Genomic DNA, 10832 nt, shown 5'->3' with positions numbered 1-10832 from the left:
GGCAGCCCAGTACAGCGGATCTTCGGGGCCGACGTCGATGACGAACTGATCGGACAGGCCGTCGACTTTGACCGCGCCTACGGGCACGGTCGCCGCCTGGCGCAGGCTGGCCAGTCGTTTGCGGTCGGGCTTGGCTTTGCCAGTATCGGCGCGGTCATGCTTGATCGGCTTGACGCCATGCAATTCGGCTTTGAACAGGGCGCTGTCGTTATCTTCTCTGTTGTCGTCTTGCATCTGGGCCTCCGCGAAGGCCGCTAGTGTAACCAAGGCTGAGAGCTTGTGAAAAAACTCTTGCCTACTACGACCGCCTCCAAGCGCCTTGCCGCAAACACCAGGAGACGGTCTCGCGACCGCGCTCGATAGCTTTATAAACTTTGCGGCTTTCGTGCCGCCTCGCTCGAGTAGGCTTCAGTCGCGTTTCTTCATCAGGTGGGGAGCCATGCTCAAATCGCTGGGACGGCGCAGGCGGCGTCGGCACATGCGCCACACCGCGATGCCGGCCCACAGCAGGAACAAGCCGAATACCAGCAGTACCGTGGCTGCGCCAACCGAATCGTTCAGCGCGCCGAGCGCCGGGGCGCGGCCGAGCAGGCTGGCTGCACCGGCCATCGCCAGCAACACGCCGAAGGCGGCAAACAGTGCGGCCAGCATGGCTGCGAGACGCATGCGCCAGCTGCCCGGCCCGCGTGGGCGCAGGCGGCGAGCATCGAAACCATCGGATAGCTTCATTCCGACTTCCTTAGTGAGTAACGGCGGTATGACCGGCAGACATTATGGCGGTTCCGGCGGCCTGCCAAGCCTGACCGCAGGATGTGACCCGTCATCGTTCGCTTCAGATCAGGGCGCTGGCTTGCGCCACCACTGCCGCGAAGTTGTCAGCCAGGGCGATGATCTCCGCGCGGTGCATGTCGGCGGCGCTGATGACCTTGCCGTCCGGTGTCGGCAGGTCGCGGGTGGCGCAGGCGGCATCGACCACCGTGCAGCGGTAGCCGTAGTCCTTGGCCGCGCGCACCGTGGTGCTGATGCTCGAGTGGGTCATGAAGCCGCAGACGATCAGGTCGAGGTGGCCAAGCGCTTGCAACTGGTCATGTAACTCGGTGCCGGAGAAGGCATTGGGCATGCGTTTCTCCACCACGATCTCGCCGGGCAGCGGTGCCACCTCCGGCAAGTGGTGGCCGCGGGGGCCGCGGGGGTCGAGCAGGCCGTCGGGAATCCCCAGGTGCTTGACATGGACGATAGCGGCGCCGGTGTTACGCGCGGCGGTCAGCAGTTTGGCGATCTCCGCGAGTGCCGGATCCAGCCCTGGTAGTTGCAGCACGCCGCTGCGGTACTCCTCCTGGGCATCGATGATCAGCAGGGTGGCATTGCCCAGGGTGGCGGGGGCATGGCTGCGCCCTGTGAGCTGAAACAGTGTTTGCGGATGAGACATTACCGAACTCCTCGCTGGCGCGGACGACTAGTGTTCATTGTCCGCTTGTGTGACGCTGCTGTGAACCTCTTCGGCGCGCAGCCTTGCGCGCTAACGCGGCGACGAACAGAATCGAACCTATCCAGAGGGTCTGGAGTCGTACGCAAAAGGAGTTGCTCATGCATTTGTTGTCACTGTTTTCCGCACATTTCTGGTTGCTGTTCGCCCTGGCGGTTTCCATCGCGGTGTTTCGCGAGCTCAGGCGCGAGCCGAATGAGCGGCCCCTGCGCGCGCCGCGGCGCAAGAAGACTGAGCGCCCGGCAGGTCGCCGGGCGCGGTTCGGTCAATAGAGGCCGAAGATCTGGAACTGCAGGTACCAGACGCCCAGCGAACCGAGGAAGTTGACCAGAATGGCCGGCAGGAACTTCAGGTGCACGCCAAAGCTGTAACTCTTGTCCAGTGACATGGCCATCACCCCGGCGGCCGAGCCGACCACGGTCAACGAGCCGCCGACTCCGACCATCAAGGCGTTCAGTGCCCATTGATCGAGACCCAGCTGCGGGTTGGACATCAGGGCGGCGGCTTCGACCGGCACGTTATCCATGACCCCGGAGGCCACGCCGAGAATCGCGTTGACCGCGGTTGGGCTCATCACCTCGAACAGTTGCGAGATATAGGTCAGCCAGCCGACATGGTTGAGGCTGGCCACCGAGGTAATGATGCCGATAAAGAACAGCAGGGTGGTCCATTCGACCTTCTGCAACTGGTCCTGCCAGGGCAGTTCGACGCCGCGGCGCACCAGCAACCAGGCATAGAGCGCGACCAGGCCCAGGCCGATACCGATGGCGAATTCGATGCTGACCTTGAGCAGGATGTTGCACAGCACCGCACCGACCACAGCGAAGAAGCCGACGATGGCCAGGCCCGCGCCGCCGGGCTTTAGGCCGGTTTCCGCCGCGTCGGCCAGGTGGATCAGGTTCTGGCCGTCGAGTTTGCGCAAGTAGAAGAAGTGCAGGGTGGCGGCGCACAGCAGCCAGCCGATCAGCGCCGAGGGGATCAGCAGCAACAACCCGGCGATGCTGATCTTGCCGGCCAGCACCACCATCAGGCTGGTCGAGGTGCCGAGAAACCACACCCCGGAGTTGGACGCCACGACGATGTTGCACAGCGCCACATGGGTGTAACGCTGGTTGGTGGAAATGTTCTTCACCGTCTTGCCGAAGATCATCGCCGTGGTGATGTTGTTGAGAAACGGCGAGAGCAGCGCCGACAGCGCGCCGGTGGCCCAGAACATGCCTTTGGCGCCCAGGCCCTTGCGCATCAGGTAACCATTGAGCGCGGTGAAGACGTTCCGCTCGTTGAGCAGTTCGACCACCATCCACATGAACGCCATGAAGGCGATCAGGCCGAACAGTTCTTCCTTGGTCTCGCTTTGCGCGTGGAGGAAATACTGGAAGCCGTTGGGGTCGTTGATGGCGTAGTGGGCGCCGATGACAATCAAGCCGGACATCATGAACATGGCGGGCTTGAATTTATCCATCTCCAATTGTGCTTCAAAAACGATAAGCGTCATGCCAAACAGGAATATCGCCAGCACGAGCAAGCCCGTGAGCGAGAAGGGTTCTATGACCATTTGCGGTGGATCTCGGAAGGAGGAGGGAAGGGTTGGGAAATCGTTACAAATTATATCGGAGCCCCTGGGTCCCGGGCAGTGGCTGGCGCTCGACTCGACAGATTTATTTTCGGCCCTGCATGCAGGGCCGGCGGTTCGGCTAAACTGCGTCGACTTTTGCCAGGAGAGACTCTTGTGACTGCAGTGCCTACCCGTTTACGTACCCTGCGTGATTACATCCGCTGGGCTGTCAGCTGTTTCAATCGCGAAGAACTGTTCTTCGGTCACGGCAGCGACAATGCTTGGGACGAGGCGCGCCAGTTGGTGCTGGGTGCGGTGCATCTGCCCTGGGAAATCGCCGACAGCTACCTCGATTGCCGCCTGGAGGATGACGAGCACGCGCATCTGCAAGCCTTGCTCAAGCGGCGTATCGAGGAGCGCGTGCCGACCGCCTACCTGCTGGGCGAGGCCTGGTTCTGCGGCCTGCCATTCATCGTCGACGAGCGCGTGCTGATTCCCCGCTCACCGATTGCCGAGTCGATCGAGCAGCATTTCCAGCCCTGGCTGCCCGCGGAACCTGCGCGGATCCTCGACCTCTGCGCGGGCTCCGGCTGCATCGGCATCGCCTGCGCCTACGAGTTCCCCGAGTCCGAGGTGGTCCTGGCTGACCTGTCGTACCAGGCGCTGGAGGTGGCCAACCAGAATATCGAGCGGCACCAGCTGGATGAACGTGTCTACACCGTGCAGGGCGATGGCTTCGACGGTTTGCCCGGGCAGCGCTTCGATTTGATCGTGTCCAATCCGCCCTACGTCGACGCCGAGGATTTCGCCGACATGCCGGCCGAATACCAGCACGAGCCGGCCCTGGGCCTGGCCTGCGGCGAGGACGGCCTGAATCTGGTGCGGCGCCTGCTGGCCGAAGCGGCCGATCATCTGACCGACAAGGGCCTGCTGATCGTCGAAGTCGGCAACAGCCAGGTGCATGTCGCGGCCCTGTACCCGGAAGTCGACTTCACCTGGCTGGAGTTCGAGCGCGGCGGCCATGGCGTGTTCCTGCTGGCGGCCCAGCAGTGCCGCGAGCATCAGGCGTTGTTTCGCCAGCGGCTTGTCTGATGCCGTTGCCTCGGCGTTAGCGCGCCCGGCCCCGGCAGCTTTGCTGGGGTAACGCGGGGCGTTTGCAGGCGGCCGCAGTAGGCGAGAGTTTTTTCACAAGCTCCCAGGCGCGCCGCCACACGCTTGGTATCAGCGGCTCAGCAACGAGGCCGCGCCAGCACCGCCAAACAGGGCCGCACTGACCCGATTGAACCACGTCTGGCCTTTACCCGAACGCAGGTAGCGCGCCGCACCCCGGGCACTGAGGCCATAGAACAGCTTGCAGCTCAGATCGAGCGCCGCCCAGGTGGCGATCATCACCAGCAGCTGGGTCGGCATCGGCCGTTCGGCGCTCATGAACTGTGGCAGGAAGGCGGCGAAGAATAGGATGTCCTTGGGGTTGCTGGCGCCCAGGCCGAAAGCCTTCCAGAACATCGCGGCAAAGCCCGGATTGACCGCTTGCTCCTCGGCGCTGACCGGCTTGGCGGCCTGGCGCGAGGCCTGCCAGCTCTGCCAGGCGAGGTAGAACAGGTAGAGCGCGCCGACGATCTTCAGGGCGCTGAACAACTGCTCCGAGGCCAGCAGCAGGGCACCGAGACCAAGCGCCGAGGCGCTGAGCAGGCAGATCGAGGCCGATACCCCGCCGAGAAACGCCGGCAGCGAGCGGCGCAGGCCATAGTTCAGGCTGTTGCTGACCATCAGCAGCGACAGCGGTCCGGGGATCAGGATCACGATCAGCGCGGCGCTGCTGAACAGCAGCCAGGTTTCCAGGCTCATTGCACGTCACTCCAGATACGGGAAAGCCCCGGCGGATAAACGCCGAGGCCGGTTGCTGCCTGATTCGCCTTAGAGGAAGGCGAATTTGGCGATGAATATGATGCACAACACATACAGGCTGACGGAGACCTTGTCACGTTGGCCAGTCAGCAGCTTCAAGGTGGCATAGGTCAGAAAGCCCAGGGCGATGCCGTTGGCGATGGAGAAGGTCAGCGGCATCATCACCACGGTGACGATCGCCGGGATGGTATCGGTCTGGTCTTTCCAGTCGATGTGCGCCATGCCGCTCATCATCAGCATCGCCACATAGATCAGCGCGCCGGCGGTGGCAAAGGCGGGAATCATTCCGGCCAAGGGGGCGAAGAACATCGCCGCGAGGAACAGCACGCCGACCGTGACCGCGGTCAGCCCGGTACGCCCGCCGGCGGCAACGCCCGAGGCGCTTTCCACGTAGCTGGTCACCGGCGGGCAACCGACCAAAGAGCCGACCACGCTGGAGGTGCTGTCGGCCTTCAGGGCCCTGGACAGGTTCTGGATCTTGCCGTCGTCGTCGACCAGATTGGCCCGGTGCGCGACGCCCATCAGGGTGCCGGCGGTGTCGAACATATTGACGAAGAGGAAGGCCAGAATCACGCTGATCATCGCCACGTTGAAGGCACCGGCGATATCCATGGCCAGGAAAGTCGGTGCCAGGCTTGGCGGCATCGACACCAGGCCGTTGTACTCGACCAGGCCCATGGCCCAGCCCAGGGCGGTGACGCCGAGCATGCTGAAGAGGATGGCGCCGAACACGTTGCGGTGACTGAGTACCGCGATCAGCAGAAAGCACAGGGCGGCCAGCAGCGCGGTCGGTTCGCCGAACGAGCCCATGGTCAGCAGGGTGGCCGGGCTGTCGACGACGATGCCGGCGGTTTTTAGGCCGATCAGGCCGAGGAACAAGCCGACCCCGGCGCCCATGGCGAAGCGCAGACTCATGGGGATGCTGTTGAGCAGCCATTCGCGAATGCGCGACAGGCTCATGATCATGAACAGCACGCCGGAGATGAACACCGCGCCCAGGGCGATCTGCCAGCTGTAGCCCATCTCGCCGACCACCGTATAGGTGAAGAAGGCGTTCAAACCCATGCCGGGTGCCAGGCCGACCGGCCAGTTGGCGTACAGACCCATGAGGAAGCAGCCCAGGGCTGCGCCGATGCAGGTGGCGACGAAGGCCGCGCCGTGATCGACCCCCGCGCTGGCCATGATGCTGGGGTTGACGAAGATGATGTAGGCCATGGTGACGAAGGTCGTCAGGCCGGCCAGCAGTTCGATTTTGATCGTGGTGCGATGTTCGCTCAGCTTGAAGAATCGATCGAGCAGGCCAGGTTTGACCAGCCCCTGGACGTGAGTCGCCTGTTGTTCTTGTTTAGCGCTTTCCACAGTGGGTACTCCTCATCTCTTTTGTTGTGTACCACCCAGAGTCGATATTGCACACGCTTCGGCTCTCTGAGGTAGGTGGTGCGTTTGGGTGTGCTCACTGGCTCATTTGTTGACCATAAGGTCAGAAAGCTACACTGGCGCGATTATGATGTTGTATACAAAAAAAGCAAATAATGTTTTCTATTTTTGTTTCGATGCCTGGCGAGTGGCATAAGCGCTTGTTGCGCTGTTCTGCGCGCGCACGTTATCGCTCCTGGCTTATGGAAAGTGTATTGAAAACAGTCGGATAAAATTACTGCCGAGATTTTCCGGCAGCTTGCGGCGAGTGTTTTCAGCGCGTCTATACTTGCCGTCAATGGCGCCTTAAGCTGATTTTTTTCGCGGCAGCATCGTTTTTTATAAGAAATCAATTTAGTGGAATCGGGCCGCACCGGCAGCTCAGGCAACATTCGGCAGGGCTGGTCGACCTTGCTGGGCGGCATCGCGCCGGCGGTACGGATCCTGTATGGATTGATCGAATTGTGTACAATGCGCCGGTATTTTTCTGTTTTCCGCCAGCTACTGCTTGCCAGTCACCGGGTGAACAGCAGTAGAGTCCCGGAAACAGGCCGAACCTCTTCGACGCGAGCCAGAATGAACGAGCAATTGCAGCCTCTCAAGAAACAGCCGGGCACCGGCAAAAGCAGCCATGGCGGGACTCAGGACGATATCGTCTACGCGCATATCTTCGACGCCATCCTCGAACAGCGCCTGGCGCCTGGCACCAAGCTGAGCGAGGAGGCCCTGGGCGAAATCTTCGGCGTCAGCCGCACCATCATCCGCCGCGCCTTGTCGCGCCTGGGTCATGAAAGCGTCGTGCTGCTACGACCCAATCGTGGTGCGGTGGTCGCCAGCCCCAGCGTGGAAGAAGCCCGGCAGATCTTCTATGCGCGGCGCATGGTCGAGCGCGCGATTACCGAATTGGCGGTCGTGCATGCCACGGCCGAGCAACTGGCCGAACTGCGGCAGATGGTCAAGGACGAGCAAGCCTGTTTCTCCCGTGGCGACCGTGGTGCAGGCATCCGCCTGTCTGGCGAGTTCCACCTGAAACTGGCCGAGGCGGCGAAGAATGCGCCGCTGATCAGCTTCCAGCGCAGCCTGGTATCACAGACCTCGTTGATCATTGCCCAATACGAAAGCGGCAGCCGTTCGCACTGCTCCTACGACGAGCACAACCAGCTGATCGATGCCATCGAGGCCCGCGATGCGACCAAGGCCGTGAGCCTGATGATGCACCACATGGATCATATCGACAGCAAGCTCAACCTCGACGAGGAGAGCGCCTCGGACGACCTGCACGCGGTGTTCTCGCACCTGTTGCAGACCGGCAAGAAAAAGCCCGGGCGTACTCCAACCGGTCGCTGATTGATAATCGACCTGTAGGGTGGGTTAGGTGCATGTTGCCGATAGCGATGAACCAGCAAGATCCGCTGCACCGTAACCCACCATAGGCGCAACCCGGTATATCGCCTGGTGGGTTACGCGGCGCGCCACGATAGCTCTGCCTGATCGCTCGAGGTTGGCGCCGCTAACCCACCCTACGGATCGCCACACCCCCTCAATCCCTGCAATGCACCGACTGACCAGCGGCGAAGGTTTGCTTGATCGCGCGGTCGTCGCCGAGCATGCACAGGGCGAACAGCTTTTCGGCCAGGCTCTTGGCCTGCTGCATGCGGTAGTCGATCAGCGGCGTGGCCTTGTAGTCGAGCACCACGAAATCCGCATCCTTGCCGCTGGCGAAGTTGCCGATCTTGTCGTCCAGGTACAGCGCCTCGGCGCCGCCGAGGGTGGCCAGATACAGCGACTTGAACGGGTCGAGCTTCTTGCCCTGCAGCTGCATGATCTTGTACGCCTCGTTCAGCGATTGCAGCTGGCTGAAGCTGGTGCCCGCACCGACATCGGTGCCCAGGCCGACGCGCACGCCGTGCTGTTCCAGCTTGTTCAGGTCGAACAGGCCGCTGCCGAGGAACAGGTTGGAGGTCGGGCAGAAGGCCACCGCCGAGCCGGTCTCGGCCAGGCGCTGGCATTCGTCGTCGCACAGGTGCACGCCATGGGCGAAGACCGCGCGCGGGCCGATCAGCTGGTAGTGGTCGTAGACATCCAGGTAGCCCTTGCGCTCGGGAAACAGCTCCTTGACCCATTCGATCTCCTGACGGTTCTCCGACAGGTGGGTATGCATATACAGATCCGGGTACTCGCCGAGCAGCTTGCCGGCTAGGCTCAGTTGTTCCGGCGTGCTGGTCGGGGCGAAGCGTGGGGTGACGGCGTAGTGCAAGCGGCCCTTGCCGTGCCAGCGCTCGATCAGCTCCTTGCTCTCGGCGTAGCCGGATTCCGCGGTGTCGGTCAGGTAGTCCGGAGCGTTGCGGTCCATCAGCACCTTGCCGGCGATCATCCGCAGGTTCAGCGACTCGGCGGCCTCGAAGAAGGCATCCACCGATTGCTTGTGCACGCTGCCGAACACCAGGGCGGTGGTGGTGCCGTTGCGCAGCAACTCCTTGAGGAAGATGCCGGCCACGTCCGCCGCGTGGGCCTTGTCGGCGAACTGCTTTTCAGTGGGGAAGGTGTAGGTGTTCAGCCAGTCCAGCAGTTGCTCACCGTAGGAGGCGATCATCCCGGTTTGCGGGTAGTGGATATGGGTGTCGATAAAGCCGGGGGTGATCAGCGCGTCACGATACTCGGTCAGCTCAACGCCTTTGAGCGTCGGCAGCAAGTCTGTGGCGTGGCCGACCTTGGCGATCCGGCCATCTTCGACGACCAGCACACCATCCTCGAAATATTCATAGGACTGCTCGACGCCGACCACGGCGGGGTCGGCAAGGCTGTGCAGGATGGCGGCGCGGTAGGCTTTGAGGGTGCTAGTCATCTAGTGCATCTCGTTCATGCGTAGGGTGCGCCGTGCGCACCGAGGAGGATGGGGTGGTGCGCACAGCGCACCCTACGACCTGGCCGGTTCTACGAACCGGATGTTGGGTATCGCTTCGCTCAACACCAACCTACGAGGAAGTTCTGCGCGAGGCCGGTAGAAGCTTGGCCACGCTGCTCTCGCCTTTCTTCACGTCCTGGCCAAAGGCGGCGTTGTAGGTGGCGATCACCTCGCCGGCGATGGACACGGCTATTTCGATCGGCAGTTTGCCTTTCACGTCGGGCAATCCCAGCGGGCAGCGCATGCGTTGCATCACCTCGGGGGTGAAGCCGCGGTCGCGCAGGCGGTGTTCGAACTTGGCGCGTTTGCTCTTCGAGCCGATCAGCCCGTAGTAGGCGAAATCGTTGCGCTTGAGGATGGCCGCAGTCAGTTCCAGGTCGAGCTGGTGGTTGTGGGTCATGACGATGTAGTAGCTGCCGGCCGGCATGCGCTCGACCTCGTCGACTACGTCGTCCTCGACCACCTTGTCGACCCCGGCGGGGATCTGCTCGGGAAACTCGTTTTCCCGCGAGTCGATCCAGCGCACCTTGCACGGCAGGCTGGCGAGCAGCGGCACCAGGGCGCGGCCGACATGGCCGGCGCCGAACACGGCGATCTGTGCCTGGGGCTGGCCCATGGGCTCGAACAGCAGCACAGTGGCACCGCCGCAGCACTGGCCGAGGCTGGCGCCCAGGTTGAAGCGCTCCAGGCGGGTGTCCTGGCTGCGGGTGGCGAGCATCTCGCGGGCCAGCTCCATCGCCTTGTATTCCAGGTGACCGCCGCCGATGGTCTCGAAGATGCGATCCATGGTGACCACCATCTTCGAGCCGGCGTTGCGCGGCGTCGAGCCGCGCTCTTCGATAATGGTCACCAGTACGCAAGGCTGGCCCTGCTGCTGCAGGTCGGCGAGGGCGCTGATCCAGCTCATTTGCTCAGCCTCCAGGTTGGCGGTAGTTGTCCCGGGCGTGGCAGGCGCCAGTTGCTCGGCGAAGGGTCCAGTACCGGAACCGGCACCGACGGGGTCGGTTGGCTATTCGGTTCGGTGTGTTTTGTCATTGTTGTACACCTTTGGCTGTTTGTAGGAGCCAGCTTGCTGGCGATTCGATACCGCTATCGCCAGCAAGGACTGGGCGTTCCCCTGGCTGCTACAGGTTCAGGCCGGTTCGATCGCCACTGCGGCCGCGGCCTTGGTCGTTTGCTGCAATTGCTTCATCTGCTCCACGCCCCATAGCACCCGCTCGGGGGTGGCCGGGGCGTCGATTGCCGGCTGCACGCGGTAATCGGCCAGGCTGGCCACGGCGTCCTTGATCGCGCACCACACGGCGATGCCGAGCATAAACGGCGGCTCGCCCACGGCCTTGGAGTGGAACACCGTGTCTTCCGGGTTCTTGCGGTTCTCCACCAGCTTGACCCGCAGGTCCAGCGGCATGTCGGCGATGGCCGGGATCTTGTAGCTGGCCGGACCATTGGTCATCAGCTTGCCTTTGCCGTTCCACACCAGCTCTTCCATGGTCAGCCAGCCCATGCCCTGGACGAAGGCGCCTTCGACCTGACCGGTGTCGATGGCCGGGTTCAGCGAGGCG

At 62.7% G+C, this 10832-nt stretch carries 11 protein-coding genes and 1 pseudogene; 3 read left to right on the top strand and 9 right to left on the bottom strand.

The genetic code is table 11. The annotated features are described in order from the left end of the window. The 3 genes and pseudogenes from ABZE94_RS16440 to ABZE94_RS16430 all read right to left on the bottom strand — a co-directional run. Positions 1-234 (bottom strand): annotated as a pseudogene (locus tag ABZE94_RS16440) (DNA mismatch repair protein MutS); the annotation flags it as partial. A 174-nt stretch (positions 235-408) separates the two neighbouring features. Then, positions 409-729 (bottom strand): hypothetical protein, encoded by a 321-nt coding sequence (locus ABZE94_RS16435; protein WP_372876559.1) that lies wholly within the window; start codon positions 727-729, stop codon positions 409-411. 103 nt (positions 730-832) lie between these two features. Next, complete coding sequence (locus tag ABZE94_RS16430) at positions 833-1429, bottom strand: cysteine hydrolase family protein (protein ID WP_372876558.1); 597 nt, start codon at positions 1427-1429, stop codon at positions 833-835. Positions 1430-1587: 158 nt separating this feature from the next. On the opposite strand from ABZE94_RS16430, the gene ABZE94_RS16425 reads away from it, so the two are divergent. Beyond that, on the top strand, positions 1588-1758 hold the full coding sequence (locus ABZE94_RS16425; protein ID WP_372876557.1) for a hypothetical protein: 171 nt from the start codon (positions 1588-1590) through the stop codon (positions 1756-1758). Here ABZE94_RS16425 and nhaD read toward each other — a convergent pair. Then, positions 1752-2981 carry a sodium:proton antiporter NhaD gene (nhaD, locus tag ABZE94_RS16420; protein WP_372876560.1) on the bottom strand — a complete coding sequence of 410 codons (1230 nt, stop codon included), beginning with the start codon at positions 2979-2981 and terminating at the stop codon, positions 1752-1754. The genes ABZE94_RS16425 and nhaD overlap by 7 nt on opposite strands. 234 nt (positions 2982-3215) lie before the next feature. Here nhaD and prmB point away from each other — a divergent pair, with 234 nt between their 5' ends. Beyond that, a complete protein-coding gene (gene prmB / locus ABZE94_RS16415) occupies positions 3216-4133 on the top strand; it encodes a 50S ribosomal protein L3 N(5)-glutamine methyltransferase (RefSeq protein ID WP_372876556.1) in 918 nt (305 codons plus the stop codon). A 129-nt stretch (positions 4134-4262) separates the two neighbouring features. Here the strand turns inward: prmB and ABZE94_RS16410 are convergent, their stop codons facing one another. Beyond that, positions 4263-4889, bottom strand: a complete 627-nt coding sequence (locus ABZE94_RS16410) for a LysE family translocator (RefSeq protein ID WP_372876555.1) — start codon at positions 4887-4889, stop codon at positions 4263-4265. Between the two features lie 69 nt (positions 4890-4958). Then, entirely contained in the window at positions 4959-6308 is a 1350-nt protein-coding gene (locus ABZE94_RS16405) for an NCS2 family permease (RefSeq protein WP_372876554.1), read from the bottom strand. A gap of 633 nt (positions 6309-6941) precedes the next feature. Between ABZE94_RS16405 and ABZE94_RS16400 the strand changes: the two genes are divergently transcribed. Beyond that, positions 6942-7712: a GntR family transcriptional regulator gene (locus tag ABZE94_RS16400; protein WP_372876553.1), complete on the top strand. Its 771-nt coding sequence runs from the start codon at positions 6942-6944 to the stop codon at positions 7710-7712. A gap of 193 nt (positions 7713-7905) precedes the next feature. Here ABZE94_RS16400 and guaD read toward each other — a convergent pair whose 3' ends face one another. The 3 genes from guaD to ABZE94_RS16385 form a co-directional block, all read right to left on the bottom strand. Further along, on the bottom strand, positions 7906-9210 hold the full coding sequence (gene guaD, locus ABZE94_RS16395; RefSeq protein ID WP_372876552.1) for a guanine deaminase: 1305 nt from the start codon (positions 9208-9210) through the stop codon (positions 7906-7908). Between the two features lie 130 nt (positions 9211-9340). Further along, complete coding sequence (gene xdhC / locus ABZE94_RS16390) at positions 9341-10177, bottom strand: xanthine dehydrogenase accessory protein XdhC (protein WP_372876551.1); 837 nt, start codon at positions 10175-10177, stop codon at positions 9341-9343. A gap of 225 nt (positions 10178-10402) precedes the next feature. Continuing rightward, positions 10403-10832, bottom strand: a 430-nt coding sequence (locus ABZE94_RS16385) for a molybdopterin cofactor-binding domain-containing protein (protein WP_372876550.1), incomplete at its 5' end; no start/stop codon positions are given.

Source organism: Pseudomonas sp., assembly GCF_041601375.1.
In the GTDB taxonomy this organism is placed as follows: domain Bacteria; phylum Pseudomonadota; class Gammaproteobacteria; order Pseudomonadales; family Pseudomonadaceae; genus Aquipseudomonas.
The sequence above is the reverse complement of the archived record's forward strand: the minus strand, read 5'-3'. Positions and strand labels throughout refer to the sequence as shown.

Coding starts and splice junctions, on each gene's coding strand:
- ABZE94_RS16435 (WP_372876559.1), bottom strand. CDS start 729: ATGAAGCTATCCGATGGTTTCGATGCTCGCCGCCTGCGCCCACGCGGG.
- ABZE94_RS16430 (WP_372876558.1), bottom strand. CDS start 1,429: ATGTCTCATCCGCAAACACTGTTTCAGCTCACAGGGCGCAGCCATGCC.
- ABZE94_RS16425 (WP_372876557.1), top strand. CDS start 1,588: ATGCATTTGTTGTCACTGTTTTCCGCACATTTCTGGTTGCTGTTCGCC.
- nhaD (WP_372876560.1), bottom strand. CDS start 2,981: ATGACGCTTATCGTTTTTGAAGCACAATTGGAGATGGATAAATTCAAG.
- ABZE94_RS16410 (WP_372876555.1), bottom strand. CDS start 4,889: ATGAGCCTGGAAACCTGGCTGCTGTTCAGCAGCGCCGCGCTGATCGTG.
- ABZE94_RS16400 (WP_372876553.1), top strand. CDS start 6,942: ATGAACGAGCAATTGCAGCCTCTCAAGAAACAGCCGGGCACCGGCAAA.
- guaD (WP_372876552.1), bottom strand. CDS start 9,210: ATGACTAGCACCCTCAAAGCCTACCGCGCCGCCATCCTGCACAGCCTT.
- xdhC (WP_372876551.1), bottom strand. CDS start 10,177: ATGAGCTGGATCAGCGCCCTCGCCGACCTGCAGCAGCAGGGCCAGCCT.